Source organism: Pseudomonas sp. Tun-23181 (genome assembly GCF_057415455.1).
The window spans coordinates 5,088,042-5,114,119 of sequence record NZ_CM171630.1 but is presented as its reverse complement, the minus strand read 5'-3'; the positions used below and the strand labels follow the sequence as shown (position 1 = coordinate 5,114,119).

The following is a 26,078-nucleotide window of genomic DNA, read 5'->3' as shown; positions in this document are numbered from 1 at the left end:
TTTTAGCGTTAGCGGATCAGTGCGCGTTGGCCGGCCGCTCATCGGCCGTGGCCGCAGCCTGGGCCTCGGGACTGACCGCTGCAAGCTGCTCCTGGCTGGTCTCGGGGGCGAACAGGTGACAGAACACCCCGCCGAACACCAGCACACCGACGCACACTCCCAGCGCCGTATGCACCCCCAGGTGCTGCACGGCGATCGGCAGCAAGAAGGTGGCGAAAGCCGAACCGAAGCGACTGGCGGCCACCGCCATGCCGATACCCGAGGCCCGCAGGTGGGTGGGGAACAGCTCGCCGGGGTAGACGAACTCCAGGTTGACTGCTGCCGCCAGCACGCAGGCGAAGAAGCCGAAGGCGATGATGGTGCCCAGCGGCCCGAGGCCGGCCCAGGCCAGCGCGGCCAGGCCCACGGCACTGAGGTAGAAGGTGCCGACCAGGAATGCCCGGCGCGAGATGCGGTCGATGATCAGCAAACCGAGCAGCGCACCGATCATCAGCAGCACGTTGTACACCAGGCCGCCGACGAACTTGTCCTGTACGTTGAGCGCTTCCAGCACCCGGGGCGAGAACGTACCCAGGGCGAAGAACGGGATCACCTGGCAGGTGTAGAACACGCAGCCGACCAGGGTGTTCTTGCGCCAGCGCTTGCTCATCAGTTCGTTGAAACCGCCGCGCTTGCTTGGCGTGACGGGTGCTGTCGGCAGGCTCACGTTCGGGCCGAACTTGGCGCGCACGATGGCCAGCGCTTCCTCCCTACGGCCACGGGCCACCAGCCAGATCGGCGACTCTGGCACGCCCAGGCGCAGCGGCAGGATCAGCAACGCCGGCACACCGCTCAACGCCAGCATCACCCGCCAGGCGTCCGGGCCGATATCACGGATGGCGAAGCCCACCAGGTAGGCCGCCACGTACCCCGCCGCCCAGGCTGCCGCGAGCACGCTGAGCAGGCGACCACGGTAACGACGCGGGGCGAACTCGGTGACCAGCGACTTGCTCACCACATAGTCGAAGCCCAGCACCAGGCCCAGCAGCAGACGCAGCACCAGCAACTGCTCCGGTGAGGTGACGAAGAACTGCGAGGCCGAGATACCTGCGAACAACAGCATGTCCCAGGCAAAGATGGTGCGACGGCCGAACTTGTCGGCCAATGGCCCGGCAAACAGGCTGCCGAGGAACAGGCCCGCCAATGACGCCGCGCCGAGCAGCCCCATCCATAGCGCATTCAATTGCAACGGCCCCGCCGCCATGCTGACCGCGATGCCGATGATCCCTAGCACGAATCCGTCACTGAATTGACCGCCTGTGCCACTGAACACCGTCCGCAGGTGGAAGCGGCTCAGGGGGAGGTCTTCGAACGAAACTGGACTACTCATTCGTGTCTCCACTTGCTTCTTGTAGTAGTTGTGGGCCGGCCCGGGTGGCCGGTTGCGAATGAGTCTACGGCTGCACAATCAGCAAAACAGCAGGTGTGTTCGGAGTATCAGGATCCTTGATACTAGCGGCCACGAACACTGATGGAGGTGCCTTTTATCGGGCTCGCGGCGTTGCTCGGTAGCGTCAGGAGCTTCGTGGAGCGAGGCTATCTACACCTGGCCAGTGACAGGCGCAGGATGGCGTTCGCTCACGGAGAGGGGGCAAGCAGAAATGTTGTAAAGCACAACCTCGACAAACGCCGCTGCGCTGCCAGTTCGAACAGCGTGGCCAGGCAGGGCAGGTGGAAGTGCTCGGTCATGCGCTCGACCGAGTCCCAATGTCCGGTGATGATCCAGGCCTCGCTCGAGGACTCCCGGCGAGCCAAGGTATAAGCCACGCAGCCGGACGTGCGATTCAGCGCTTGCAGCAGTGTTTCCAGCCTCCCCCGAAGGTTCGCTGCCACCCCATTGGCCGAGTCGATTTCCACTGTGTTGATTGCAACCAGGCCCATGGCGCTATCGCTCCGCCGTTCATTTCGCCAGTAGTTGATCCGCGACCTTGAAGGCTTCTTCCTCGGTGTTCACTACCAACAGCGGATAGCCCCAGAAGGCTTCGAACGTGCTGGCGAACGACCTGGCGGCTTTCTGTTTTTCAGCATCGGGCTCGACGAGCACCTGCCCTCTGACGAAAGCGCGCAAGGCGGCCTTGTGACGCTTCATCCAGAGCGACAATCGCTTGCGTTCTTCGTGGGAATGCTCATGCGCCTGCCGGTCTGCGTTTTCCGCATCCAGTAACACGAAAGGCTCCTCGCGGGCCAACAGCGCTTCGAACGCGGCAAAGCCCTCGTCGCCGGTATCGATGCCGGCACCGCCGATCTTCATCCAGACCAACGGGAAATAGGTGGAATTCAAAAGCATCGGGCTCGTCCTCTGGGTTGGCTCCTGAAAAAACAAGGCGTCGACGACGCCGTTGCACAATAACGACGCTCCCCGTGGACGTCATTGCGTAATCTTGTCATTCTGTTTTTCATTTCGGCCAAAGGCATCCGCCTTCCACAGGAACAAGCATCGTGCAGCCGACTGCCACAGAGGACAGCCCGCATTCGTGGGACATCGATGGCATTGCCCGTCAGGTCATCGCCTTGAATGCCTCCTGGGTGGGCAGGGACTGGGAGCACGCACCTCACCGCCATCGCAAGGCGCAGTTGATCTACTCGGTGCGAGGCATCCTCAATTGCGAGGTAGAGACCGGGCTGTGGATCGTGCCACCGCAGTGCGCACTGTGGATCCCGGGCGACATGCTGCATTCGGTCCGGGGGTCGGGAGAAACCGAGTGCTATTGCCTGTTCGTCGAACCGCAGGCCATCGAAGGTTTACCTAGTGCCTGTTGCACCCTGGCCGTGTCGCCCTTGCTCCGCGAATTGCTGCTCAAGGCGACGGGGTTCGAAACGCTGTACGCCGAGCAGGGTCCGCAGGCGCGGTTGATCGCGACCTTGCTGGACGAGTTGTGCGAAGCTCCCGTCGAAGACCTGCATCTACCGACGCCGAGCGACCGCAGGCTGCGCCAGTTGACGCGAATGCTGCTGGCCGATCCGGCCAGCAAAACACCGAGTGGTGAATGGGCCAAGCGCATCGGCATGAGCGAACGCAGCATGAGCCGGCTGTTGCTGCAGCAAGTCGGCATGAGTTTCGGCCGCTGGCGGCGGCAGTTGCACGTGATCCTTTCGTTGCAACGCCTGGCCAGGGGCGAGAGCGTGCAGACGGTTGCGCTGGCGCTGGGCTATGAAAGCGCCAGTGGCTTCGTCACTATGTTCCGCAAGGCGATGGGCAAGCCGCCGGCACGCTATCTGCTCGAACGCGGCACCAGCGGTGAGGCAGGTGCTGCGCGCAGCATCGTGCTTGTGCCAGCGTATTCAACCACGCCCAGCACGCCCTGACCCACTACAGCCGTAGTAGATACGGATCCCCCCGTCTCAGCGATACTGCACGCAAACCCGCCCCCGGAGACTCATCAGCTGCCCAGGCGGTGTGATGACAAGGACTACAAAACTTCCCACCAATCACGTACGGTGCCCCCTGCCCCACGCCACTGAGGTCATCACTCATGGAGCACAAGTCTCTGCGCGACGCCTTCACCGGCTTGCCGATCTTTTTCGAAGTGGCCCGCGAGCGCAGCTTCACCAAGGCCGCAGCCCGCCTGGGCATGTCGCAGACTGCCGTCAGCCACGCGGTGCGCACCCTCGAAACGCGGCTCGGGGCCCGCCTGCTGGTGCGCAACTCACGGACCGTCACGCCCACCGAGGCTGGCGAACAACTGCTGCGCACGGTGGCGCCGGAGATGGCAATGATCGACGGCGAGCTCGAGGCCATGAACGACCTGCGCGACAGCCCCACCGGAACGATCCGCATCACCGCCTCGGACCATGCGGTGCGCACGGTACTGATGAGCAAGCTCAAGCAGTTCCTGCCCCAGTACCCCGGCATCAAGGTCGAGCTGTTCACCGACAACGGGTTCGTCGATATCGTCGCCGAGCGCTTCGATGCTGGCGTGCGCCTGGGTGAATCGTTGGCACAGGACATGATCGCGGTACGCATCGCCCCCGATGCACGATTCGCCGTGGTGGCCAGCAAGGCGTACCTGGCGCGCCATGGCGCACCGCAAGTGCCCGAGGACCTGCTGCAGCACAACTGCATCAATATCCGCCTGCCCACCCATGGCAACCTGTGGCCCTGGGAATTCAGCAAAGAAGGACGCTCGCTGAACCTCAAGGTCGAAGGCCAGCTGGTGTTCAACACCACCTTCGATATTCTCGACGCCGCCCTGGCCGGGTTGGGGGTCGCCTACCTGCCCGAGGAGCTGCTGGCCGCCCACCTGCAGGCCGGCGACCTGATCAGCCTGCTCGACGACTGGTGCCCGGTGTGGCCGGGCCTGCACCTGTACTACCCCAGCCGCCGACAGCCTTCCGGTGCCATGGCGTTGCTGATTGGCGCCTTGCGTCTCGACTGACTTATCAATCTGATACATAGCTACATGCGCTTTATGCGGGTTTTTATTGACCCCGCTGATACCTAGACTCTACCGCCTGTCGTATTTCCAGGCCGCGAAGCCAATGAACATCACCCAGCCCTCCCCCTGCGCTCCCCAGGGGCACCGACCGACGCCGCCAGCCCGCCCCTGAGGCAGGCCACGTCAGCGCCCATTACACTGGAACAGCCAACCCGAGGAGACCGGCCAATGGCCAAGGAGCCCTACAGCCAATTGCTGGCCCTGGTCGCCGTGGCGCGTGAACGCAGCTTCACCCGTGCCGCCGCGCAACTGGGCATGTCGCAGTCGATGCTCAGCCACACCATCCGCACCCTGGAGGCGCAGATGGGCGTGCGCCTGCTGACGCGCACCACCCGCAGCGTGTCGGTGACCGAGGCGGGCGAGCGTCTGCTCGCCTCGGTGGCGCCCAGGCTCGAAGCCATCGAAGCGCAATTGCACGCCGTGGCCGAGTTCGGCGACACGGTCAGCGGCACCTTGCGTATCACGGCCAGCGACCATGCCATCGACACACTGCTGTGGCCCAAGCTGGCACCAGTCCTGGCCCAGCATCCGCGGCTGCACCTGGAACTGCACGCCGACTATGCCTTCACCGATATCGTCCAGGGCCGCTTCGACTTTGGCGTACGGCTCGGCGACGGCTTGGCCAAGAACATCTGCGCGGTGCCCATCGGCCCGCCCTTCGGCATGGCCATCATCGGCACGCCCGCTTACTTCGCCACCCGCGAGCGCCCCCGAACCCCTGCCGACCTGATGACGCACGCGTGCATCAACCTACGCCTGCCCACCCACGGCAACCTCTATGCCTGGGAACTCAAGCACGGCGAGCAGGAGATGAACGTGCGCGTGCCGGGCCGCCTGGTGTTCAATGGCATCTACCAGGTGCTCAATGCGGCGCTCGATGGCCATGGCCTGGCCTATGTGCCCGAGGACCTGGCCCGACCGCACCTGGAGTCCGGGCGCGCCCTGCCGGTGCTGGAGCAGTGGTGGCGCAGCTTTCCGGGCTTTCACCTCTATTACGCCGCGCACCGGGAAACCTCGCGGGCCATGCAGGTGGTGATCGACGCCTTGCGGCTGGCGGATTGAAGCTGCGCAGGCGATTTATCAATCCCATCGCTAGGTCCTAGCGATGGCGGCTAGGCCTTGGCCCAGCGACGCTGTGCTAGCGTTTCGGGATTGGGCGTGCTTGGCCCTCCTCCCTACAAGAAAAATCGACACATCAACCGACTGATTACGGGTGAGCCATGGAGCTGAAAATCAACCAACGGACCTATCAGGTCGATGCCGAGGCCGACACGCCCTTGTTGTGGGTGATTCGCGACGACCTGGGGCTGACCGGCACCAAGTATGGCTGTGGCCTCGCCCAGTGCGGCGCCTGCTCGGTGCTGGTCGATGGCAACGTCGTGCGTGCCTGTGTCACCCCGGCGGCCGCTGTGGTCGGGCGTGAGGTGACCACCATCGAAGCGATCGAAGCCGACGAGGTGGGCAAACGGGTCGTGGCCGCGTGGGTCGAGCACCAGGTGGCCCAGTGCGGCTATTGCCAGTCTGGCCAGGTGATGGCGGCGACCGCGCTGCTCAAGCACACGCCAAGGCCCAGCGACGAGCAGATCGACGCCGCGATGGTCAACCTCTGCCGCTGCGGCACCTACAACGCCATTCATGCCGCCATGCATGACCTGGCCCAAGGGGGTAAGGCCTGATGAAGACGCGCATCGAAACCCCTGAAGACCTGCTGCACCTGCCCGTGGGCGAAACCGTCAACCTGTCCCGCCGACGCTTTCTCGCCGGCACCGCCGTGGGTGCGCTGGTACTGGGTTTCGGCCTGCCACTGGGGTCGGCCCGTGTGCAGGCCGCCGCCGCGACCACCGAGCGTGGCACCCAGGTGCCTGCCTTCCTGGAGATCCGCCCGGACAACACCGTGCGCCTGCTCAGCCCGTTCATGGAGGGCGGCCAGGGGACCTACACCTCGATGGCGCAGATCGTCGGCGAAGAACTGGATGCCGACCCGGCCACCTTCCTGGTCGAGAGTGCACCGCCCGGCGAGGCCTACGTGGTCATGGAGAACGGCATGCGCATCACCGGAGGCAGCATGTCAGTACGCATGAGCTACCCGACCATGCGCCGCCTCGGCGCCCTGGCCCGGAACATGTTGCTGCAGACCGGCGCCGAGCACTTCGGCGTGCCGCTGGGTGAGCTCTCCACCGAGCCCGGCAAGGTGGTCCATGCCGCCTCGGGCCGTACCATCAGCTATGGCGAACTGGCCGAGCGCGCCATGGACCTGCCCGTGCCGGACCCGGCCACCGTCAAGCTGCGCGACCCCAGCCAGTTCCGCTGGATCGGCAAGCCGGTCAAGCGCGTCGATGCCTACGACAAGTCCACCGGCAAGGCCCAGTACAGCATCGACATCAAGGTCGACGGCATGCTGCATGCCGCCGTGCAGCACGCACCGCGCCTGGGCATGACCGTCGGCGGCCTGCGCAACGCAGCGCAGGTCAAGGCCATGAAGGGCGTGCATTCGGTGCACCAGTTGCCAGGCGCGGTGGCGGTGGTCGCCGAACGCTGGTGGCATGCCAAACGCGCAGCAGAGGCGCTGCAGGTCGACTGGCAGGAGCCGGGCCCGGACTCGAAGGTGCGGCCGATGCCCAAGGACTTTTCCAGCGACGCCTGGCGCGAGCACCTGGCCGCCCAGCCCGGCCCAGGGCGCGACGACGAGAAGGAAGGCGATGTGGCTGCTGCCCTGGCCAGCGCCAAGACCACGGTCGAGGCCACCTACCATAACCAGTACCTCAACCATGCCCAGCTGGAGCCACCGTCAGCGACGGCACGCTTCAACCCTGACGGCTCGCTGGAGGTCTGGCTGCCCAACCAGGCGCCAGACATGTTCCGCGACGACATCGCCAAGCGCACCGGGCTCGAGCCTGCGCGGATCACCCTGCACTCGCCCTTGCTGGGGGGCTTCTTCGGCCGGCATTTTCTTTACGACTCGGCCAATCCCTACCCGCAGGCGATCACGCTGGCCAAGGCGGTCGGCCGCCCGGTCAAGGTGATCTGGAGCCGCGAGGAGGAGTTCTTGCGCGATGTCCTGCGCCCCATGGCCGTGGTCAAGTTCCGCGCCGGGCTGGATGACAAAGGCCTGCCGGTGGCCCTGGAAGCCGTGAGCGCCACCGAAGGCCCTACCGAAGCCATCGCCGGCAAGCAGGGCGAGAAACTCGACCCCAGTGCGCTCGAAGGGCTGGCGGGCAAGGCCTATGCCATCGCCAACAAGCGCATCGCCCAGGTCTACGTCAAAGGGCCTGCCATGCTCGGCTACTGGCGCTCCGTGGGTAACTCCTTGAACGACTTCTTCTACGAGGCCTTTCTCGACGAATTGGCCGACAAAGGCGGTCACGACCCCTTCGAGCTGCGCCTGCACCTACTGCGCGACAACCCGCGCCTGAGCGACCTGCTGCAGGCGGTCGGCGAGCTGTCCGGGGGCTGGAAACGCGGCCCGTTCACCGCCGAGGACGGCAGCAAGCGCGCCCGTGGCGTGGCCATGGCCTCGCCGTTCGGCTCGGAGGCGGCGGTGATCGCCGAGGTGTCGATCGACGACGGCCAGGTCAAGGTCCACGACATCTGGCAGGCGATCGATCCGGGCAGCATCGTCAACCCAGCGATCATCGAGGCCCAGGTCAACGGGGCCGTGGCCCTGGGCCTGTCGCAAGCGCTGCTGGAGGAAGCGGTGTGGCGCGATGGCATGCCGCGGGCACGCAACTACGACCAGTACCCGATCCTGCCGCCGTCGCGCATGGCCCGGGTGCATGTGCGTATCGTCGAGAGCGGCGCGAAGATGGGCGGCATCGGCGAACCGCCGCTGCCAGCGGTGGCGCCCGCCGTGGCCAATGCGGTGGCGCAACTGACCGGCCAGCGTATTCGCAGCATACCGCTGAGCCGCCATACGTTCGGCTGACGCGCTGGACGATCGCTGATGCGCAAGATCCGCTGGCAGGCCGCGCAAGCCAGCACAGACACCATAGAGGCTTCGCGACACCCATGGAAAGCATCGACCTGCTCGTACTGCGCACCACCCGCGACTGGCTCGCCGCTGGCGAGCGCGTCCTGCTGGCCACCGTTGCCCGCACCTGGGGCTCGTCGCCACGGCCTGTCGGCTCGATGATGGCGCTGCGCGGCGATGGGCGCGTGGTGGGCAGCGTGTCCGGTGGTTGCATCGAGGACGATCTCATCCACCGCCACACCACGGCCTATGGCGGGCCCGGCATGCACGGCGACCTGCCGCAGGTGGTCCGCTATGGTGTCAGCGCCGACGAGGCCCATCGCTTCGGCCTGCCCTGCGGCGGTACGCTGGAGCTGGTCCTGGAGTTCCAGCCGGCCGTGGACAGCCTGGACGAACTCCTCGCCAGCCTCGACACGGGCAACCTGGTACGCCGCGAACTGGACCTGGCCAATGGCGAAGTCAGCCTCACCCCGACCCCGGTTCCAGACCAGTTCAGCTTCGACGGGCAGCGCATGGTCAATACGCTCGGCCCAGGGTATCGCATGCTGCTGATCGGTGCCGGTGCGCTGGCCGAGTACCTGGCGACCATGGCCCTGTTCAACGGTTTCAACGTGTCGGTCTGCGATCCCCGCCCCGAACACCAGGCCGGCTGGCACCTGCCGGGCGTCGAGCAGATCGTCGGCATGCCAGATGACGTGGTCAGGGCCTTCGTCCCGGACCAGCGCACCTGCATCATCGCCCTCAGCCACGACCCCAAGCTCGACGACCTCGCCCTGCTCGAAGCCCTGCACAGCCCGGCGTTCTACATTGGCGCGATTGGCTCGCGGCGCAACAGCCAGCTGCGCCGCGAGCGCCTGATCGAGCATTTCGGCGAAACCGAGGCGTCGCTCAAGCGCCTGCATGGCCCTATCGGCATCTACATCGGCAGCAAGACACCGGCCGAGATCGCGGTCAGCGTCATGGCCGAAGTCCTTGCCAGCAAGAATGCCGTCGCCCTGCCCGGTGAAATCAGCGTGTCCAGGGCCAAGCGCGCCAGGGAGCGCCAGGTGCTGACGACCTAGCGAATGCCGGTCAGTTAACTTTCAGCCGGCATTTTTGGGGCCGCTTCGCGCCCCATCACCGGCAAGCCCCACAAGGTTCGGCGCCAGTCATGAGTTGAGCGCTGTCCCTGTGGAAGCGGCTTCGGCAAGTCCGCGTGCTTCCCGTTGCCATTGAGGTCGGCCATGTCGATGGCCAGCGGCAACATCGCGGCGAAGGCATGGGCCGCCTCGGTATCGGCCAAGGTAATGGCAAAGCGGCGTTCGCCGCCGGTCATCCACATGGGTGATTCCTTGGTAATCTCGGGCATTGCCCCCGCCAGCGGGGCTCAGGCGACCTTGGGCGCTGGCGCGCGCGAGGTCAGGAAGGTCAGCAAAGCCGCAAGCAGCAGCACGGCCGCACTCACGACGAAGGTGCTCTGGTAGCCGCTGGCATCGAACAATACGCCGCCCATGGTAGACCCCAGGGCAATGGCCAGCTGGATGACCGCGACCATCAGCCCGCCGCCAGCCTCGGCATTGTGGGGCATGGCCTTGGCGATCCAACTCCACCAGCCCACCGGCGCCGAGGTCGCTATCAGGCCCCACAGGCCCAGCAGCGCCACGACCGCCGCAGCCCAGCCACCGAGTGGAATCAGCGTCAATGCAATGGCCGCCATCACCACTGGAATGACCATCAGCGTCCCGTACAGGCCGCGCCGCAGGACGCTGCCGATCAACAGGGTCCCGATGAAACCGGCGACGCCGATCACCAACAGGATGAGCGACAAGGTGGACACGCCGACCTGCGTCACCTTCTCGAGGAACGGCCGCACATAGGTGAACAAGGCGAACTGGCCCATGAAAAAGGCACCGCAAGCAGCCATGCCCAATGCCACGGCCCGGTTCTTGAGCACCGTGAAGACATTGCTCGCAGCCGACGGGCGCTGCGGGACCTGCATGGCCGGTAGGCTCACCCATTGCCAGACCAGGGCAATCGCCGCCACCGGCACCAGGCAGAAGAACGCACCACGCCAGCCCATGATCGACCCCAAGTAGCTACCCAGCGGCGCCGCGATCACCGTGGCCAGCGCATTGCCGCCGTTGAAGATCGCCAGGGCACGCGGCACCTGGTGGGGCGACACCAGGCGCATGGCCGTTGCCGCCGACAGGGACCAGAAGCCACCGATGACCACACCGATGAGCGCACGGCCGACCATATAGACCAGGTAGTTCGGCGCCAGCGCGACGACGGCACCCGACAGGGCCATCACCCCGGTCAGCAGCAGCAACAACGTCTTGCGGTTCATGCCGCCGGCCAACGCGGAGATCGACAGGCTGGTCAACACGGCGAACACGCCGGAGATGGCGATACCTTGCCCGGCCATCCCCTCCGTGACCTGGAGATCGGCCGCGATTGGCGTCAGCAGGCTGACGGGCATGAACTCGGAGGCGATCAGCGCGAACACGCACAGCGACATCGCGAAGACACCGCTCCAATGGGCAATGGGTGCCTGCGTCTGGTCGTTTGAGGATAGGGTTCTCTCGATGTTTTCAGTCATCTGCTACAGCTGGAATAGTCAGGAAAAAGGAGCCCGGTGATGGCAGGCGTTGGAAATGGTGGAACATGCCGGGCCCCATTACTAGCTAATGAATGCTTAAAGGGGATATAAGACCTACTAATCAGTCAAGTGTGGGACGCAGCAGCCATGGTCAGACGAAACCTCAACGATCTGTTGTCATTCGTGACCGTTGCCCGGGAAGGCAGTTTCACCCGCGCCGCCTCGCTGCTGGGCGTGACCCAGTCCGCCCTGAGCCAGGCAATCAGCGGGCTGGAAGCGAGGCTGGACATCCGCCTGCTCACCCGCACCACGCGCAGCGTGTCGCCTACGGCAGCCGGCGAGCGCCTGTTGAAGGCGATTGGTCATCGCTTCGACGAAATCGAAGCAGAGCTCGACGAGTTGACCGAGATGCGAGACAAGCCTGCAGGTACCGTGCGGATCACCTGTGGCGAGCATATTCTGCGCACCTACCTGCTTCCCAAGCTCACGCCCCTCTTGCGCGAGTACCCCGACATCAAGATGGAGTTCGACATCAACTACGGCTTTCGCGATATCGTTGCCGACCGTTTCGACGCGGGCGTGCGCCTGGGCGATACCGTCGACAAGGACATGATCGCGGTTCCCATCGGCCCACCCTTGCGCATGGCCGCTGCAGCCTCCCCGGCGTACTTTGAAGGTCGCCCCGTTCCCAAGACCCCACGCGACCTGCTCAAGCACAGCTGCATCAACCAGCGCATGCAGTCGGCAGGTGGGCTGTACGTCTGGGAGTTCGAGCGGCGTGGCCAGCCGTTGAATGTGCGGGTGGACGGCCAGCTGGTATTCAACACCTCGCCCAGCATGGTGGATGCTGCATTGGCAGGCCTGGGCATCGCGTTTCTTCCCGAGGAGGAATTCGCCCCGCACCTGGAGGATGGCCGTCTGGTTCGCGTACTGGAAGACTGGTGCGCGCCGTTCCCGGGTTATCACTTGTATTACCCGAGTCGTCGGCAGCCATCCCATGCGTTTACCTTGGTCGTCAATGCTCTGCGTATGTGACAGGCCGCTTTTGAAGGCAGAGGATGCATACCGATGCAGCGGCCATTGGCGCTACAAGAAGTCATGCACACTCTGCAGGGCAGTGAAAAGAAAGCGATTGCAGCCACCAACGTGACTTAGGCGGTAGGGCGACTACCTACAACCCAGAAACGAAAAAGCCCCGCAGATCTTAATCTGTGGGGCTTCTCTATGTATGGCGGAGAGATAGGGATTTGAACCCTAGGTACCCGCGAAGGTACAACGGATTTCGAATCCGTCCCGTTCGACCACTCCGGCATCTCTCCAGTGGCGCGCATCATACCAGCGATTTCGCGAAAGGCAAACCCTTCTTTGAAAAAATTCGCGTGGTATCAGGCGCTTGCGTGCGCGTAGCGCTTAGAGCGGCACGCCCAGGCGCTGGGCCACTTCTTCGTAGGCTTCGATGACACCACCGAGGCCCTGGCGGAAGCGGTCCTTGTCCATCTTCTTGCGGGTTTCCTTGTCCCACAGGCGGCAGCCGTCGGGGCTGAACTCGTCGCCCAGGACGATCTGGCCGTGGAACAAGCCGAATTCCAGCTTGAAGTCGACCAGCAGCAGGCCGGCGTCGTCGAACAGCTTGCTCAGCACTTCGTTGACCTTCAGCGACAGCTGCTTCATGGTCGCCAGCTGCTCGGCGGTGCCCCAGCCGAAGGCGATCACGTGGGATTCGTTGATGAAGGGGTCGCCTTTCTCGTCGTTCTTGAGGAACAGTTCGAAGGTCGAAGGCTCGAGCTTGATGCCTTCCTCGACGCCCAGGCGCTTGACCAGGCTGCCAGCGGCATAGTTACGCACCACGCACTCGACCGGGATCATGTCCAGCTTCTTGACCAGGCTCTCGTTGTCGCCCAGCAGCTTGTCGAACTGGGTCGGGATGCCGGCTGCTTCGAGCTTCTGCATGATGAAGGCATTGAACTTGTTGTTCACCATGCCCTTGCGGTCGAGTTGTTCGATGCGCTTGCCGTCGAACGCCGAGGTGTCGTTACGGAACAGCAGGATCAAGCGGTCGGCGTCGTCGGTCTTGTAAACCGATTTGGCCTTGCCGCGGTAGAGTTCTTCGCGTTTTTCCATGATGGGCTCCGCTTGCTTGAGTGGGTGGGCTAGGCGATTTCACGCCAGTCGAGCCCGTGTTCCTGGTTCGCCACCTGGAGCCAGTCCGGGTCGCACCCCAGGGTGTCGACGAAGCACTGGCGGGCCAGTTGTGGCCGGTTGTTCTTGCTGCTGAGGTGGGCCAGCACCAGGTGCTGCAGGTGTTGCCAGCCCAACTCGGCCACCAGGCTGGCGGCCTGGTGGTTGTTCAGATGTCCCTGGCTGCCGCCGACCCGTTGCTTCAGGAAGTACGGGTAATGTCCGCGGGCCAGCATGTCACGGCAGTGGTTGGCTTCGATCAGCAGTGCATCCAGGCCTTGGTAGCGGTCCAGCAGGCGCCCGTCGTAGGAGCCCAGGTCGGTGAGCATGCCGAAGCGCCGACGCCCGTCGCTGAGCACATATTGCAGCGGCTCGAACGCATCGTGCTCGACCCGCGCCGCGCTGACCTGCAGGTCGCCGATGCACAGGTTGTCGCCACAACCGAGAAAACCGGCCACCTCCACCGGCTTGCGCATGCCGCGCAAGGTACCCTGGCTGAGGTAGACCGGTACATTGTAGCGCCGTGCCAGCAATCCGACGCCATGCACGTGGTCGGCATGTTCGTGGGTCACCAGCACGGCGCTCAGTTGCGTCGCCGATACGCCGAGCAGCGCCAGGCGCCGCTCGGTCTCGCGCAAGGAAAAACCGCAATCGACCAGGATGAAGGTATCACCACTGGCGATCAGCGTGCCGTTTCCCTGGCTGCCGCTTCCCAGTACCGCGAAGCGCACTTAGCCCAGGTGGTCCTGGATCATGCTCAGCACGCGGCGAGCCACATCGGCCGGGGCCACGGTGTTGATGTCCTTCTCGACAGTGACCTGGACGCTCTCGGCGACCTTGCTCAGGCGCACCTGGTAGCGTTCGGCGCGGGCTTCACGCTCTTCCTGGGTCGGCGCGCTGCCGAACAGGCGGCTGAAGAAGCCAGGCTCGTTCTGCTTGTCGTCGGGCTTCTCGGACAGGTTGATGTAGTAGAGGCCCAAGCTGCGGTTGATGTCCTCGACCCGCCATTCGCCCTGCTCCAGGGCACGGCCCACGCTGGACCAGGCGCGGTCCAGGTCGGCGCCCAGGTACAGCACCGGGTTGCCGCTGCCGTCCTCGCTCAGGCTGACACGGCTCGGCGCGTCGAAGTCGCGGGCGGCCAGCAGCGAGACCGAACCGCCCTTCTCGGCGCTGCGGTTCATGCTGGCCAGCATTTCGTCGACCAGCAACGCATCGGCACCGGTGTTGGTGGAGCTGGACGGGAAGTCGGGCTCGGCAGTGCTGCCAGCCGGACGCTCGACACTGACGATGTAGACCTCGGAGGTATTGCGCTGCACGCCAGGCTCCATGCGCACACGGACGCGCACTTCACTGTCACCGCTGCTGGCGGTGCTGGCCAGACGCTGGCCGAGGGAGGCGGACAGCTCGTCGAAACGCTGCCAGGTGGTATTGAATTCACCGGTCTGCGGACGCTCCTCGGCGATGCGGAAGCCGTTGTCCTCGAAGAACTGGTGGGCCACCGGCCAGACTTCGGCAGGCGAGCGCTGGGCCAGTACCCAGCGGCTGTTGCCGCTGCGCTGCAGGCTGAAGTCGCTGACCTCGGCGGCGGTCGACAGCGGCTGCGGCCGGGGTACCTCGAACTCGCCGGTGACGCGGTCGTCGGCGACGTTGCGCGGGATCGGCAGCAGCGGGTCGAGACGCTTGACGTTGCTGGCGTCCGGCGGCAGTTGCATCGGCGCGGTCGGGTGCGCCTGCAGGTAATCGCTGCCGCGGTCGCGGAAATAGCCATCCTCGCCCCACAGCCAGCCGCAACCGCTGGTGCTGGAGATGATCAGGGCGAGGGTGGAAAGGCCAACCAGTCGCTTCATGCGGTGTACTTCCTCGATTAAACCAGCACGCCGGACTGGCGCAGGGCCTGGCGGACAACGTCGTGGCAGGATTCGCTCAGCCAGGTCAGCGGCAGGCGGATGCCCGGTTGCATCAGGCCCATCTCGACGAGCGCCCACTTCACCGGGATCGGGTTGGCCTCGCAGAACAGGTGCTTGTGCAGTGGCATGAGTTTTTCGTTGATCGCGCGGGCCTTCTCGGCATTGCCCGCAAGGGCGGCCTCGCACAGGTCGGCCATTTCGCGCGGGGCGACGTTGGCGGTGACGGAGATGTTGCCCTTGCCGCCCAGCAGGATCAGCTCGACGGCGGTCGGGTCGTCGCCGGACATGACGATGAAGTCGTCGCTCACGCCCTCGAGGATCGCCTTGGCGCGGGCCAGGTCGCCGGTGGCTTCCTTGATGCCGATGATGTTCGGCACCTTCGACAGGCGGATCACGGTCTCGGCCTGCATGTCGCAGGAGGTGCGGCCGGGCACGTTGTAGAGGATCTGCGGGATGTCGACGGCTTCGGCGATGTGCTTGAAGTGCTGGTACAGGCCTTCCTGGGTCGGCTTGTTGTAGTACGGCACGACGAGCAGGCAAGCGTCGGCGCCAGCGTTCTTGGCGTTCTGGGTCAGGTGGACGGCTTCGGTGGTGGAGTTGGCGCCGGTGCCGGCGATGACCGGGATACGGCCATTGACGCGCTTGACCACGAATTCGATGACCGCGATGTGCTCCTCGACGTCGAGGGTGGCCGACTCGCCGGTGGTGCCGACGGCGACGATCGCATGGGTGCCTTTTTCCAGGTGGAAGTCTACAAGTTTGCCGAGGCTGTCCCAATCAAGACGCCCTTGTGCATCCATGGGTGTGACCAATGCCACCATACTGCCCGCAATCATGTAACTGCTCCTGCCGGAAAAAGAGAGCCGTAATGGTACTGGCGCCATCGGCCTTGCACAAGCGAAGCAGGCGGGCGGAGCATTCCCCTTCGCGCCGCTTTTCGCTACCCTTGATCCTTTGATCGGTGCAACGCGGCCCGCCGGGCCGTCGACGGTGCTCCCCGCCAGCGTCCACGACCGCCAAGCCGGCTCCTGGCCCTGGCGCAACCGGAGGCTTGTCCCCGTCCTGCGCCGACCGCTCATCGCTTTAGGAATGCTGCATGTCCACCCCCACCGTCCGCGAACAATTCCTCGTCATCAGCGCCCTGGGCCCCAACCCCATGGAGCTGGCCAATGTCCTGAGCCGTGCCGCCTTCGACAATCGTTGCGCGGTGGTCACCTCGCGCCTGACCCGCCACGGCGAGACCAGCGCCCTGGTGCTGCAGGTCGGCGGCAGCTGGGACGCCCTGGCGCGCCTGGAGACAGCCCTGCCGAGCCTGGGTAAAAAGCACGGCCTGACCCTCGACGTGGTACGCAGCGCCGACCAGGAGGTCCGCCCGCAGGCCCTGCCCTACGTGGCCTATGTCAGCGCGGCCTATCGCCCGGACATCGTCAGCGAGCTGTGCCAGTTCTTCCTCGACCACCGCGTCGAGCTGGAAAGCATGACCTGCGACACCTACCTGGCACCGCAGACCGGCAGCAGCATGCTCAATGCCCAGTTCACCGTGATCCTGCCGGCCGGCACGCAGATCAGCTGGCTGCGCGACCAGTTCCTCGACTTCGCCGACGCCCTGAACCTGGACGCGCTGATCGAACCCTGGCGCCCACAGAACCCCATGTAAGGAAGCTCCCATGGCCGTAGCACTCGACCAACCCGTTGCCGATTTTCAGGCCCAGGCTACCAGCGGCCAGGCCGTCAGCCTTTCTGCCCTCAAGGGCCAGCAGGTGGTGCTGTATTTCTACCCCAAGGACAGTACCCCCGGCTGCACCACCGAGGGCCAGGGTTTCCGCGACCATCACGAGGCTTTCAAGGCCGCCAACACCGTGGTGTTCGGTGTGTCCCGCGATGGCATCAAATCCCACGAGAACTTCAAGGCCAAGCAGGGCTTTACCTTCGAGCTGATCAGCGACAAGGACGAGGCGCTGTGCCAGCTGTTCGACGTGATCAAGCTCAAGAAGCTCTACGGCAAGGAATACATGGGCGTGGACCGCAGCACCTTCCTGATCGACAAGGACGGTGTGCTGCGCCAGGAATGGCGCGGCGTGAAGGTCCCCGGCCATGTCGAAGCCGTACTGGCGGCAGCCCAGGCCCTGAACCAGCGCTAGGGCCAAGCTGCAAGCTACAAGTAAAGCGGCGTCAACGCGATCTGCTTTTACTTGCAGCTTGCGGCTTGTAGCGTGCAGCTAGAGCATCGGCGCGACCGAGGGCTCCTGCCGCGGCCAGGCATCGAGCACGGCCTTGAACAGGGTCGCCAGCGGGATGGCGAAGAAGATCCCCCAGAAGCCCCACAATCCGCCGAACAGCAGCACCGCGCAAATGATCGCCACCGGGTGCAGGCTGACCGCCTCGGAGAACAGCAGCGGCACCAGCACGTTGCCATCCAGCGCCTGGATGATCGCGTACACCATCATCAGGTAGATGAACTCATCGCCCCAGCCCCACTGGAACAGCGCGATCAAGGTCACCGGCACGGTCACCACCACCGCGCCCACGTAGGGCACCACCACCGACAGCCCCACCAGCAGCGCCAGCAAGGCGGCATAGTTGAGGCCCAGGCTGATGAAGGCGATATAGGTGGCGATACCACAGATCAGTATCTCGATGCCCTTGCCGCGGATGTAGTTGGCGATCTGCCGGTTCATCTCGTCCCCCACCCGGTTCAGCAAGGTGCGCTCGCGGGGCAGGTAACCGCTGACCCAGCGGGCGATCAGCTCGCGGTCCTTGAGGAAGAAGAACACCAGGATCGGCACCAGCACCAGGTAGATCATCGCATTGACCAGCAAGGGCAGGCTCGACAGGGAGAACGTCAGGGCCCACTGGCCGAACTTGCCGATCTCGCCGCGCACCGACTCGATGGCGCGCAGCACCTGCTCGTCGGACACCAGGTGCGGGTAGCGCTCCGGTAGCAACAGCAGCAGCGACTGCCACTTGCCGAGCATGCCCGGCAGCTCGTTGAACAAGGTGATCAACTGGTGCCAGAGCAACGGCACCAGCACCAGCAGGAATACCGCCAACGCGCCCATGAACAGGGCGAACACCAGCCATACCGCCAGCCGGGTCGGCACCTTCAGGCGCTCCAAAGCATTGACCAGCCCCTGCATGAGGAACGCCAACACCATCCCGGCCAGGACCGGCGCGAGCATGCCACCCAGGGTCAGCACAGCAGTGAAGGCCAGGAACAGCAGGACCGCCAGCACCACTGCCTCCTCATCGGAGAAGTAGCGCTGCATCCAGTCACGAAGCACTTTGAACATTGACGATCCTTGGGAAAAGACTCAGGCCTTGCGCAGCCAGTAGGTGTAGACGCCCGCCTCGGCCGTTTCACGCAGCAGCGTATGACCGGCAAGCTGGGCAAAGGTGCGGAAGTCGCGCTGGGAGCCGGCATCGGTGGCGACCACCTTGAGCACCGCGCCGCTGGCCAGGCGGTTGAGCTCCATCTTCGCCTTGAGCAGCGGCAGGGGGCAATTCAGGCCGCTGGCGTCGAGTTCGGCGTCGCAGGTCGGGGTGTCGCTCATCGAGGGTTTCTCCAAGGGCATGGCGGGGCAATCCGCTAGGATAGCGCCACTGGTCGTCAACGTGCGAGCCGGCTACAGTAGAGCTCTTTGACCGACGCGAGCTTCGTGCATGAATCTACTGCGCCCTACCCTGTTGACGCTGGCCTGCCTGATGGCCCTTCCCGGCCATGCCGACGACCTGCCGTCACTGGGTGACGCCAGTTCCGCGATCGTTTCGCCACAGCAGGAGCATCAACTGGGCCGGGCCTGGCTGAGTCTGCTGCGCGGCCAGGTCAACCAGTTGAACGACCCCCAGCTCAAGGACTACGTCGAGACCAGCGTCTACAAGCTAGCCGAAACCAGCCAGCTGCAGGACCGACGCCTGGAATTCATCCTCATCGACAGCCGCGAGCTCAACGCCTTCGCCGCGCCCGGCGGCATCGTCGGGGTCAACGGCGGCCTGTTCCTCAACGCCCAGACCGAGGGCGAGTACGCCTCGGTGCTGGCCCACGAACTGGCGCACTTGTCCCAGCGCCACTTCGCCCGCGGCGTCGAGGCCCAGCAGCGCATGCAGTTGCCGATGATGGCAGCGCTGCTGGCCGGTATCGTGCTGGCGGCAGGGGGCGGGGGCGATGCCGGCATCGGCGTGATCGCCGGAACCCAGGCGGCGGCCATCCAGGAGCAGCGGCGCTTCTCCCGGCAGAACGAGCAGGAAGCCGACCGCATCGGCATCCAGAACCTGGAGCGTGCCGGGTATGACCCACGCAACATGCCGACCATGTTCGAGCGCCTGGCCCGCCAGTATCGCTACGACGCCAAGCCACCGGAATTCCTCCTTACCCACCCGGTCACCGAGTCGCGTATCGCCGACACCCGCAACCGTGCCGAGCAGGCGCCCAAGGGGGGCATCGAGGACAGCCAGCGCTACCAGTTGATCCGCGCCCGCGTGGCACTGATCTACGAAGGCACGCCGGGCCTGGCGGCCAAGCGCTTCCGCGCCCAGCTCGATGAGAATCCGAACATGGATGCGGCGCGCTATGGCCTGGCGATCGCCCAGATCAAAGGCGGCCGGCTCAACGAAGCGCGGGAGAACCTCAAGCCCCTGCTGGCCAAGGCGCCCAATGACCTCACCTACAACCTGGTGCAGATCGATCTGGAGATCACCAACAACCGCCTGGCTGATGCCCAACAACGTGTCGAGCGGCTGAGTGCGCTGTACCCGAGCAGCTACCCGCTGCAGCAGGTGCGCGCCGACCTGCTGGTCAAGCAGAACCGTCCGGCCGAGGCGGAGAAGGTGCTGGACAGCCTGGTCAAGAGCCGCCCCTATGACCCGGACGTGTGGTACGACATCGCTGAGGTGCGCGGTCTGTCTGGCAACACCATCGGCCTGCACCGGGCCCGGGCCGAGTACTTCACCCTGGTGGGCGACTTCGACCAGGCCATCCAGCAACTGGATTACGCCAAACGCCGCGCAGGCGGCAACTTCCCGCTGGCCTCGCAGATCGATGCGCGCCAGCGGGAGATCCTCGAGCAGCAGCGGATGGTCAAGGAGATGATGCGCTAAGGTGTAGCGCGTGTTCAGCCGCCATTTGGGGCCGCTTCGCGCCCCATCGCTGGCAAGCCAGCTCCCACATGGGGTCTGCGGCGTTCACCAATCATGTGCTCTGCAGAGACCCTGTGGGAGCTGGCTTGCCAGCGATGGGGCGCGAAGCGGCCCCTTGCCTCACGCGTTGCCGGATAGCTTCAGCCGCGCCGCCTGGGTGAAGTCGAGCATACGGTTGAGCGGCTTGATCGCCTTGGGGATGAGCGCCGGATCGACGAAGATCTCGTTGCTGCCCTTGCGCAGGCAATCCAAGGTGCGCTCCAAGGTGTTCATGGCCATCCACGGGCAATGGGCGCAACTGCGGCAGGCGGCGCCATTGCCGGCGGTGGGGGCCTCGACGAATTCCTTGTCCGGGCACAACTGCTGCATCTTGTAGAAGATGCCACGGTCGGTGGCGACGATGAAGGTCTTGTTCGGCAGGGTCTGGGCAGCCTTGATCAACTGGCTGGTGGAGCCCACCGCGTCGGCCAGTTCGATCACCGACTCAGGCGACTCGGGATGGACCAGGATCGCCGCGTCCGGGTACAGCGCCTTCATGTCCGCCAGCTGGCGCGACTTGAATTCTTCGTGGACGATGCAAGCGCCATCCCAGAGCAGCATGTCGGCACCGGTCTGCTTCTGGATGTAGCGGCCCAGGTGCTGGTCCGGGCCCCAGATGATGGTTTCGCCGTTGTCCATGAGGCTCTCGACGATCTCCAGCGCGCAACTGGAAGTCACCACCCAGTCGGCCCGCGCCTTCACCGCTGCCGAGGTGTTGGCATACACCACCACGGTACGCTCCGGATGCTGGTCACAGAAGGCCGAGAACTCTTCCACCGGGCACCCCAGGTCAAGGGAGCAGGTGGCGTCCAGGGTCGGCATCAGCACACGCTTTTCCGGGGTGAGGATCTTCGCCGTCTCGCCCATGAAGCGCACCCCCGCGACCACCACGGTGCTGGCCGAGTGGTTCTTGCCGAAACGGGCCATCTCCAGCGAGTCGGATACGCAGCCACCGGTCTCCTCGGCCAGTGCCTGGATCACCGGGTCGCAGTAGTAGTGGGCGACCAGAACGGCATTCTGGGCCTTGAGTTCGGCAGCGATGGCCGCACGGTATTCGGCCTCCTGCTCGGGCGTCAGCGGATTGGGCTGCTTGGCATCAAGATGGGCTTGAACCAACAGGCGTTCGGAAATCTGGGTCATGATCGCTGGACCTGCGGGCGCATGTGCGCGTCAATCGAGTGTAACACCCGGCCCTGGCAGATCGGCTAACAGGTGCCGGATGGCCAGGCGGGCCATCGCGGCCCATCTGCGGGCACGGATTATTATCGGACGCCGAAGGCTACAGACAATCGAGACAATTCAAAAGCGCTTTTTACCGGGCGAGTGGGTCAGGGCAATCTTCCTGGTCTATTCGTGGCGGTTCGGCGCCTCGACAGGCCTGCTCCCACAAACTGGCGCTGTTTTGTCATCAGCGCTGTGTGGGAGCGGCCTTGTGTCGCTAAAAGGGCGCAGAACACCACCGGGGGTATCAGCCCTGCGGCGCCAACGCAGCCAGGTGGGCATTGAGAAGCATGGCGAACTCCTCGACGGTCATCTTCCGGCCGTTGAAATCGACCATGCCATCGGCATAGTGCAGGCTCGATACCACATCGTCGCCCTCGACCGTGGCCATGCCGCTCTGCAGCGCCATCATGCCGACCATTTCGCCCGCCTGGCTGGACTGCCGGGCGATGAACTGGGCATCGGTCTGGCCCTCGAGCAGCGCCTGCAGGGTCGCCAGGTCGCCGATCATCGGCTTGGACAGTGTCAGCTTGCCCTGCAAGCGGGTGACCAATTGCTTGCCCAACTGCTCAGGCGGCAAGTCGAAGGACGTGGGGCTGGCCAAGTCGACCGCCAGGTTGAAACGGCTCTCGCCATTGGCTGTCTTGAACGACAGGTTCTCCAGGGCCAACTGTGGCTTGGCGGCGAGCATCTTCTGCAGATCGGCCTGGACCTTGGCCTGCTCCTGGGCAGTCATGTCGAGCGACGGCAGGGGCTCACCCTGGGCGGCAGCCTGCTGCACCTGCGGCATCTTGGTCTGGTACCAGGCGAGCAGCGCTTGCATGGCCGGGATATCCAGGGACTTCATGGTCCAGACCATCTCCCCGCTGCCCACGGCACGGCCGGCATAAGTGATATCGGCGACCTTGTATTCCAGGCGGCCGGACAGCTTGTCCTGGCCTTCGGCGTCGTAGCGGTTGTTCTGCTCCAGCCCCTTGAGCACCAGTACATCCTGCTGCGGCCCGAGGGTGACCTGGGTCTCGGCCAGGGCCAGGTCGAGGTTGCCCACGTAGATCATGTCGTGGCCGATCCCGGCCAGGTCACCATCGACCTTGAAGCCGTTGAGCAGGAACTTGATCGGCGGATGCTCGTCACCGGCCAGGTTCATCTCCAGCCTGTCGGCGTGACCGTCGATCTTCACCACCTTGCCGTCGCGATCGCCACGCAGCAGCAGTTGCATGCCAGAGAAGTCGAGGGTGCTGCCGTTCTCCTCGCTGAGCTTGAGTGGCGCCAGGCGGATGTCGCTCTCGATGCCGCCGCCATAGCCCAGGCTGACCTGGCCGGCCAATGGTGTCTTGTCGCCAGCGGCAGTGAACCAGGCTGCGGTGAAGTCGTCCTTCTCCAGCACGCTGTTGCTGGTGGCCATGACCGGCATCAGCTTCAGGGCCTTGATCCGCGACCAGGGAAACGGGCCGTGCTCGATCTGGTCAACGATACCGAGATCGAAGTTCAGCGGCTCGCCCTCGCCCAGCCAGACATCCTTGGCCTTGAGCCGGTAGTGCGCGGTACTGGTGAAAAAGCGCTGCTCGAGCGAGGCCAGTTCGAGGGTCATGCTGCCACCGGTGCCGGCCATGGTCTTTTGCAACTGCTCGTTGCCACGGGCGACGGAGCGCTCCAGTTCCGCGGGCAGGTGCGTGCCGGTGTACCAGGCGCCAGCAGTGGTTGCGACGGCGATGACAACGGCCAGGCCGGAAAGGATGCCTACTGATTTCTTCATGAATAGAACCGATTGCTGTCCATAAGGGCGGGATGCGCGGCACAGGGCGCGACGCGGTGCACCAAGATTACCATTGTCCGCAGCACGGGCGGCGGCCCTGCCTGGGAAATTGCACCTTGCGTCGCAATCGTTAATTTTTTTGAACGCAAAAATCTATATAAATCACCTTTTACATGCAAAAACCCCTAATTAAATCGTTAAACACACCGATAATTTTCTGTAAAAGTAATAATTTGTCGTATTACACTTGACACATAGACACCTTTCGTTTTTTATTTTTCCCACCCAGCTCCGCGCCCAACATAACGAAGAAGAACAGCGCTGCCATGACCCCCATCCGCCCCTGCCCTCACGCGCCACCTCCTACGTTGCCCCCCTGCCAGCCCTGATACAGGCAAACCCGCCGCGCCAGCTCCCGCTCCTACAAGAAAGGTGAACAACATGGAGCCCACCCGCTCGCCCTTGCCGCGCCCGTCACCCGCCGCAGAAGGTGATCCCCGGCGGCTGTTCGCCCGCCTGCACCCGCGCCACAAGACGCCGGCAGTGAATATCGTCGTGGTTGGCGTGCTATACCTGACCTGGCTGACAAAGGCCTTCCGGGTAGCGCCACCGAGCTATATCGCCGAATGAGACCCTGCCGACAACGCCCGCGCCAGAGCGCGGGCGTTGTCTTCGATCGAGAAGGAAAGCCCCATGCCCCTGCGCCGCCTCTCCATCCAATGGAAGATCACCCTCCTCGCCGGCCTGTGCCTGGTGGCCATCGTCGCCCTGCTGGTGGCCACGTCGCTGACCCAGGCCCGGCGTAGTGCGGTGCAGGTCTTCCAAGCCAACACCGAGCTACTCGACCATGGTGCCCGCCTGCGCCTGCAGGCCCACGCCGAGACCCAGGCCCTGCGCATCGAGCGCTACTTCATGGATGCCTATCAGTACGGCAACGGCTTCGCCCGCCTGGTGCAGGTACTCAAGGCGCATGGCAATACCGACCTGCGCAGCGAACTGGTCACCCAGGCGCGCGCCGCACTGGCCGCGAACCCGGAGCTGATCGGCCTGTACCTGGTATTCCAACCCGACGCCCTGGACCAGCAGGACACCCGCTTCATCGGCCAGGACGCACTGGGCAGCAACGACAGCGGCCGCTTCTCGCTGTACTGGTCGCAACCCCGCCCCGGCACCCTGGAGGCCGAGGCCATGCCCGAATCGATGCTCGCCGATACCAGCCCCGCCGCCAACGGCTCGCCCTACAACCGCTGGCTGACCTGCCCCCAGGAAACGGCCAGGGCCTGCGTGCTCGACCCGTATTTCGACGAGGTCAACGGCCACCAGGTACTGATGACCAGCATCGCCCTGCCCTTGCTGGAGGGTGGCAAGGTGATCGGCGTGGTCGGCCTGGACATCGGCCTGGACAACCTGCAGCAATTGAGCCTGGCCGGTCGCCAGGAACTGTTCGACGGCCGGGGAGAGGTCAGTATCGTCAGCCCCGCAGGCCTGCTGGCCGGGCACAGCCGCGACAATACGCAATTGAGCAAGCCGCTGGAGCAGGCCTTCGACGACCGCTCCCTGGCCGACACCCTGCGCACCGGCCAGGCGCTGGAGCGTCTGGATGACGGCCTGATGCACATCTCCCGGCCATTCGCGCCGATCCCCGACGCAGCGCCCTGGCAGGTGCTGCTGGAACTCCCGGAGCCCGTGCTGCAGGCGCCAGCCATCGCCCTCAACCAGCGCCTGGACGCGTACAACCAACAGGCCAACCTCACCAGCCTGCTGATCGGCCTGGCCGCCGCCGTGCTCGGGCTGTTGCTGGTCTGGCTGACCGCCCGGGGCGTGACCCGGCCGATTCTCGCCGTGGCCGAGCGCCTGCGCGACATCGCCAGCGGCGAAGGCGACCTGACCCGGCGCCTGGACTATGCCAGGGACGACGAACTGGGCCAGTTGAGCGCGTGGTTCAACCGCTTCCTCGACAAGCTCCAGCCGGTGATCGCCCAGGTCAAGGGCTCGCTGCAGGAAGCCCGCGGCACCGCCGACCAGTCTGCCGCCATCGCCAGCCAGACCAGCAGCGGCATGCAACAGCAGCAGCGGGAGATCGAGCAAGTAGCCACCGCCGCCAACGAGATGAGCGCCACCGCCCACGACGTCGCCCATAACGCGGCCCAGGCGGCCCAAGCCGCGCGCGGTGCCGACCAGGCCACGCGCGAGGGCCTGGAACTGGTCGCCGCCACCCGCCAGGCCATCGACCGGCTGGCGGACGACATGGACACGGCCATGGGCCAGGCCCGTTCGCTGGCAGGGCGTAGCGAGCAGATCGGCTCGGTGCTCGAGGTGATCCGGACCATCGCCGAGCAGACCAACCTGCTGGCGCTCAACGCCGCCATCGAGGCTGCCCGTGCAGGCGAAGCCGGCCGTGGCTTCGCCGTGGTCGCCGACGAAGTGCGCAGCCTGGCCCAACGTACCCAGGTCTCGGTGGAGGAGATCCGCCAGGTGATCGAAGGCCTGCAACAAGGTACCCATGACGTGGTCGGCGCCATGAACGAGAGCCAGCGCCAGGCTCAGGACAGCGCCACGCGAATGGAACAGGCCCTGCCCGCCCTGCAGCGTATCGGCGAGGCGGTGGCGGTGATCAGCGACATGAACCTGCAGATCGCTTCGGCCGCCGAGGAACAGAGCGCCGTGGCCGAGGAGGTCAACCGCAACGTGGCTGGCATCCGCGACGTGACCGAGTCGCTGTCTGGCCAGGCGGACGAGTCGGCACAGATCAGCCAGGCACTGAACCGCCTGGCCAACCAGCAACAGGCATTGATGGAACAGTTTCGCGTCTAGCCTGTAGCGG

Annotated in this window: 25 protein-coding genes, 1 tRNA gene and 1 pseudogene; 13 read left to right on the top strand and 14 right to left on the bottom strand. The window is 64.9% G+C overall.

What is annotated here, in order from left to right; translation table 11 throughout:
- Positions 1-16 precede the first annotated feature (16 nt).
- The 3 genes from ACDI39_RS24210 to ACDI39_RS24200 form a co-directional block, all read right to left on the bottom strand.
- Positions 17-1,369 carry an MFS transporter gene (locus ACDI39_RS24210; RefSeq protein WP_225787436.1) on the bottom strand — a complete coding sequence of 451 codons (1,353 nt, stop codon included), beginning with the start codon at positions 1,367-1,369 and terminating at the stop codon, positions 17-19.
- Between the two features lie 248 nt (positions 1,370-1,617).
- Entirely contained in the window at positions 1,618-1,920 is a 303-nt protein-coding gene (locus ACDI39_RS24205) for an antibiotic biosynthesis monooxygenase (protein ID WP_486537132.1), read from the bottom strand.
- Between the two features lie 19 nt (positions 1,921-1,939).
- On the bottom strand, positions 1,940-2,326 hold the full coding sequence (locus ACDI39_RS24200; RefSeq protein WP_225787434.1) for a hypothetical protein: 387 nt from the start codon (positions 2,324-2,326) through the stop codon (positions 1,940-1,942).
- A gap of 152 nt (positions 2,327-2,478) precedes the next feature.
- Here ACDI39_RS24200 and ACDI39_RS24195 point away from each other — a divergent pair, with 152 nt between their 5' ends.
- The 6 genes from ACDI39_RS24195 (at position 2,479) to ACDI39_RS24170 (ending at position 9,503) form a co-directional block, all read left to right on the top strand.
- Positions 2,479-3,345: an AraC family transcriptional regulator gene (locus ACDI39_RS24195; protein ID WP_486537131.1), complete on the top strand. Its 867-nt coding sequence runs from the start codon at positions 2,479-2,481 to the stop codon at positions 3,343-3,345.
- Positions 3,346-3,512: 167 nt separating this feature from the next.
- Positions 3,513-4,415, top strand: coding sequence for a LysR family transcriptional regulator (locus tag ACDI39_RS24190; protein ID WP_225787424.1), 903 nt, complete (start codon positions 3,513-3,515; stop codon positions 4,413-4,415).
- 228 nt (positions 4,416-4,643) lie between these two features.
- Positions 4,644-5,537, top strand: coding sequence for a LysR family transcriptional regulator (locus ACDI39_RS24185; RefSeq protein ID WP_225787423.1), 894 nt, complete (start codon positions 4,644-4,646; stop codon positions 5,535-5,537).
- Positions 5,538-5,695: 158 nt separating this feature from the next.
- A complete protein-coding gene (locus tag ACDI39_RS24180) occupies positions 5,696-6,151 on the top strand; it encodes a (2Fe-2S)-binding protein (RefSeq protein WP_225787422.1) in 456 nt (151 codons plus the stop codon).
- Positions 6,151-8,397, top strand: a complete 2,247-nt coding sequence (locus tag ACDI39_RS24175) for a xanthine dehydrogenase family protein molybdopterin-binding subunit (protein WP_225787421.1) — start codon at positions 6,151-6,153, stop codon at positions 8,395-8,397. The genes ACDI39_RS24180 and ACDI39_RS24175 overlap by 1 nt, the downstream gene beginning before the upstream one ends.
- 83 nt (positions 8,398-8,480) lie before the next feature.
- Complete coding sequence (locus ACDI39_RS24170) at positions 8,481-9,503, top strand: XdhC family protein (protein WP_253102854.1); 1,023 nt, start codon at positions 8,481-8,483, stop codon at positions 9,501-9,503.
- Between the two features lie 14 nt (positions 9,504-9,517).
- On the opposite strand, the gene ACDI39_RS24165 is transcribed toward ACDI39_RS24170, so the two are convergent.
- Both ACDI39_RS24165 and ACDI39_RS24160 read right to left on the bottom strand, forming a co-directional pair.
- Positions 9,518-9,790: a cyclophilin-like fold protein gene (locus tag ACDI39_RS24165; RefSeq protein WP_225787419.1), complete on the bottom strand. Its 273-nt coding sequence runs from the start codon at positions 9,788-9,790 to the stop codon at positions 9,518-9,520.
- Positions 9,791-9,808: 18 nt separating this feature from the next.
- Positions 9,809-11,020: an MFS transporter gene (locus ACDI39_RS24160; RefSeq protein WP_410045716.1), complete on the bottom strand. Its 1,212-nt coding sequence runs from the start codon at positions 11,018-11,020 to the stop codon at positions 9,809-9,811.
- 147 nt (positions 11,021-11,167) lie between these two features.
- Here ACDI39_RS24160 and ACDI39_RS24155 point away from each other — a divergent pair, with 147 nt between their 5' ends.
- Positions 11,168-12,055: a LysR family transcriptional regulator gene (locus ACDI39_RS24155; RefSeq protein ID WP_253167800.1), complete on the top strand. Its 888-nt coding sequence runs from the start codon at positions 11,168-11,170 to the stop codon at positions 12,053-12,055.
- Between the two features lie 194 nt (positions 12,056-12,249).
- On the opposite strand, the gene ACDI39_RS24150 is transcribed toward ACDI39_RS24155, so the two are convergent.
- The 5 genes from ACDI39_RS24150 to dapA all read right to left on the bottom strand — a co-directional run bounded on the left by ACDI39_RS24150 (position 12,250) and on the right by dapA (position 15,941).
- Positions 12,250-12,339, bottom strand: a tRNA-Ser gene (locus ACDI39_RS24150).
- A 91-nt stretch (positions 12,340-12,430) separates the two neighbouring features.
- Positions 12,431-13,141, bottom strand: coding sequence for a phosphoribosylaminoimidazolesuccinocarboxamide synthase (purC, locus tag ACDI39_RS24145; protein ID WP_225787416.1), 711 nt, complete (start codon positions 13,139-13,141; stop codon positions 12,431-12,433).
- A gap of 29 nt (positions 13,142-13,170) precedes the next feature.
- Complete coding sequence (locus ACDI39_RS24140) at positions 13,171-13,929, bottom strand: MBL fold metallo-hydrolase (protein WP_253080962.1); 759 nt, start codon at positions 13,927-13,929, stop codon at positions 13,171-13,173.
- A complete protein-coding gene (gene bamC / locus ACDI39_RS24135) occupies positions 13,930-15,045 on the bottom strand; it encodes an NlpB/DapX family lipoprotein (RefSeq protein ID WP_225787414.1) in 1,116 nt (371 codons plus the stop codon).
- 17 nt (positions 15,046-15,062) lie between these two features.
- Positions 15,063-15,941: a 4-hydroxy-tetrahydrodipicolinate synthase gene (gene dapA, locus ACDI39_RS24130; RefSeq protein WP_225787413.1), complete on the bottom strand. Its 879-nt coding sequence runs from the start codon at positions 15,939-15,941 to the stop codon at positions 15,063-15,065.
- 260 nt (positions 15,942-16,201) lie between these two features.
- On the opposite strand from dapA, the gene ACDI39_RS24125 reads away from it, so the two are divergent.
- Together ACDI39_RS24125 and ACDI39_RS24120 are read left to right on the top strand one after the other, a co-directional pair.
- Positions 16,202-16,762 carry a glycine cleavage system transcriptional repressor gene (locus ACDI39_RS24125; RefSeq protein WP_225787412.1) on the top strand — a complete coding sequence of 187 codons (561 nt, stop codon included), beginning with the start codon at positions 16,202-16,204 and terminating at the stop codon, positions 16,760-16,762.
- A 10-nt stretch (positions 16,763-16,772) separates the two neighbouring features.
- Positions 16,773-17,246: a peroxiredoxin gene (locus tag ACDI39_RS24120; RefSeq protein ID WP_225787411.1), complete on the top strand. Its 474-nt coding sequence runs from the start codon at positions 16,773-16,775 to the stop codon at positions 17,244-17,246.
- 78 nt (positions 17,247-17,324) lie between these two features.
- On the opposite strand, the gene ACDI39_RS24115 is transcribed toward ACDI39_RS24120, so the two are convergent.
- Together ACDI39_RS24115 and ACDI39_RS24110 are read right to left on the bottom strand one after the other, a co-directional pair.
- Positions 17,325-18,395, bottom strand: a complete 1,071-nt coding sequence (locus ACDI39_RS24115) for an AI-2E family transporter (RefSeq protein ID WP_253080963.1) — start codon at positions 18,393-18,395, stop codon at positions 17,325-17,327.
- A 21-nt stretch (positions 18,396-18,416) separates the two neighbouring features.
- Entirely contained in the window at positions 18,417-18,656 is a 240-nt protein-coding gene (locus ACDI39_RS24110; RefSeq protein ID WP_225787409.1) for a sulfurtransferase TusA family protein, read from the bottom strand.
- 109 nt (positions 18,657-18,765) lie between these two features.
- Between ACDI39_RS24110 and ACDI39_RS24105 the strand changes: the two genes are divergently transcribed.
- Positions 18,766-20,199, top strand: coding sequence for a M48 family metalloprotease (locus ACDI39_RS24105; RefSeq protein ID WP_486537130.1), 1,434 nt, complete (start codon positions 18,766-18,768; stop codon positions 20,197-20,199).
- Between the two features lie 159 nt (positions 20,200-20,358).
- Here ACDI39_RS24105 and nadA read toward each other — a convergent pair whose 3' ends face one another.
- Both nadA and ACDI39_RS24095 read right to left on the bottom strand, forming a co-directional pair.
- Complete coding sequence (nadA, locus tag ACDI39_RS24100; protein WP_225787407.1) at positions 20,359-21,417, bottom strand: quinolinate synthase NadA; 1,059 nt, start codon at positions 21,415-21,417, stop codon at positions 20,359-20,361.
- Positions 21,418-21,745: 328 nt separating this feature from the next.
- Complete coding sequence (locus ACDI39_RS24095; protein ID WP_253079953.1) at positions 21,746-23,254, bottom strand: YdgA family protein; 1,509 nt, start codon at positions 23,252-23,254, stop codon at positions 21,746-21,748.
- Between the two features lie 441 nt (positions 23,255-23,695).
- On the opposite strand from ACDI39_RS24095, the gene ACDI39_RS24090 reads away from it, so the two are divergent.
- The 3 genes and pseudogenes from ACDI39_RS24090 (at position 23,696) to ACDI39_RS24080 (ending at position 26,068) form a co-directional block, all read left to right on the top strand.
- The gene (locus ACDI39_RS24090; protein WP_225787405.1) at positions 23,696-23,884 is read left to right on the top strand and encodes a hypothetical protein; all 189 of its coding nucleotides are present in this window, start codon (positions 23,696-23,698) and stop codon (positions 23,882-23,884) included.
- A gap of 63 nt (positions 23,885-23,947) precedes the next feature.
- Positions 23,948-25,162, top strand: a pseudogene (locus tag ACDI39_RS24085) (PDC sensor domain-containing protein); the annotation flags it as partial.
- A 150-nt stretch (positions 25,163-25,312) separates the two neighbouring features.
- A complete protein-coding gene (locus tag ACDI39_RS24080) occupies positions 25,313-26,068 on the top strand; it encodes a methyl-accepting chemotaxis protein (protein WP_410896942.1) in 756 nt (251 codons plus the stop codon).
- The last annotated feature ends 10 nt before the right edge of the window (positions 26,069-26,078 follow it).

Excerpts from the sequence above, each read along its gene's own strand:
- ACDI39_RS24095 (WP_253079953.1), bottom strand. The coding sequence starts at position 23,254 with ATGAAGAAATCAGTAGGCATCCTTTCCGGCCTGGCCGTTGTCATCGCC.
- ACDI39_RS24160 (WP_410045716.1), bottom strand. The coding sequence starts at position 11,020 with ATGACTGAAAACATCGAGAGAACCCTATCCTCAAACGACCAGACGCAG.
- ACDI39_RS24185 (WP_225787423.1), top strand. The coding sequence starts at position 4,644 with ATGGCCAAGGAGCCCTACAGCCAATTGCTGGCCCTGGTCGCCGTGGCG.
- nadA (WP_225787407.1), bottom strand. The coding sequence starts at position 21,417 with ATGACCCAGATTTCCGAACGCCTGTTGGTTCAAGCCCATCTTGATGCC.
- ACDI39_RS24115 (WP_253080963.1), bottom strand. The coding sequence starts at position 18,395 with ATGTTCAAAGTGCTTCGTGACTGGATGCAGCGCTACTTCTCCGATGAG.
- ACDI39_RS24200 (WP_225787434.1), bottom strand. The coding sequence starts at position 2,326 with ATGCTTTTGAATTCCACCTATTTCCCGTTGGTCTGGATGAAGATCGGC.
- ACDI39_RS24205 (WP_486537132.1), bottom strand. The coding sequence starts at position 1,920 with ATGGGCCTGGTTGCAATCAACACAGTGGAAATCGACTCGGCCAATGGG.
- ACDI39_RS24190 (WP_225787424.1), top strand. The coding sequence starts at position 3,513 with ATGGAGCACAAGTCTCTGCGCGACGCCTTCACCGGCTTGCCGATCTTT.
- ACDI39_RS24210 (WP_225787436.1), bottom strand. The coding sequence starts at position 1,369 with ATGAGTAGTCCAGTTTCGTTCGAAGACCTCCCCCTGAGCCGCTTCCAC.
- ACDI39_RS24175 (WP_225787421.1), top strand. The coding sequence starts at position 6,151 with ATGAAGACGCGCATCGAAACCCCTGAAGACCTGCTGCACCTGCCCGTG.
- ACDI39_RS24110 (WP_225787409.1), bottom strand. The coding sequence starts at position 18,656 with ATGAGCGACACCCCGACCTGCGACGCCGAACTCGACGCCAGCGGCCTG.
- ACDI39_RS24080 (WP_410896942.1), top strand. The coding sequence starts at position 25,313 with ATGCAACAGCAGCAGCGGGAGATCGAGCAAGTAGCCACCGCCGCCAAC.
- dapA (WP_225787413.1), bottom strand. The coding sequence starts at position 15,941 with ATGATTGCGGGCAGTATGGTGGCATTGGTCACACCCATGGATGCACAA.
- bamC (WP_225787414.1), bottom strand. The coding sequence starts at position 15,045 with ATGAAGCGACTGGTTGGCCTTTCCACCCTCGCCCTGATCATCTCCAGC.
- ACDI39_RS24105 (WP_486537130.1), top strand. The coding sequence starts at position 18,766 with ATGAATCTACTGCGCCCTACCCTGTTGACGCTGGCCTGCCTGATGGCC.
- ACDI39_RS24165 (WP_225787419.1), bottom strand. The coding sequence starts at position 9,790 with ATGCCCGAGATTACCAAGGAATCACCCATGTGGATGACCGGCGGCGAA.
- ACDI39_RS24125 (WP_225787412.1), top strand. The coding sequence starts at position 16,202 with ATGTCCACCCCCACCGTCCGCGAACAATTCCTCGTCATCAGCGCCCTG.
- ACDI39_RS24180 (WP_225787422.1), top strand. The coding sequence starts at position 5,696 with ATGGAGCTGAAAATCAACCAACGGACCTATCAGGTCGATGCCGAGGCC.
- ACDI39_RS24090 (WP_225787405.1), top strand. The coding sequence starts at position 23,696 with ATGGAGCCCACCCGCTCGCCCTTGCCGCGCCCGTCACCCGCCGCAGAA.
- ACDI39_RS24155 (WP_253167800.1), top strand. The coding sequence starts at position 11,168 with ATGGTCAGACGAAACCTCAACGATCTGTTGTCATTCGTGACCGTTGCC.
- ACDI39_RS24120 (WP_225787411.1), top strand. The coding sequence starts at position 16,773 with ATGGCCGTAGCACTCGACCAACCCGTTGCCGATTTTCAGGCCCAGGCT.
- purC (WP_225787416.1), bottom strand. The coding sequence starts at position 13,141 with ATGGAAAAACGCGAAGAACTCTACCGCGGCAAGGCCAAATCGGTTTAC.
- ACDI39_RS24170 (WP_253102854.1), top strand. The coding sequence starts at position 8,481 with ATGGAAAGCATCGACCTGCTCGTACTGCGCACCACCCGCGACTGGCTC.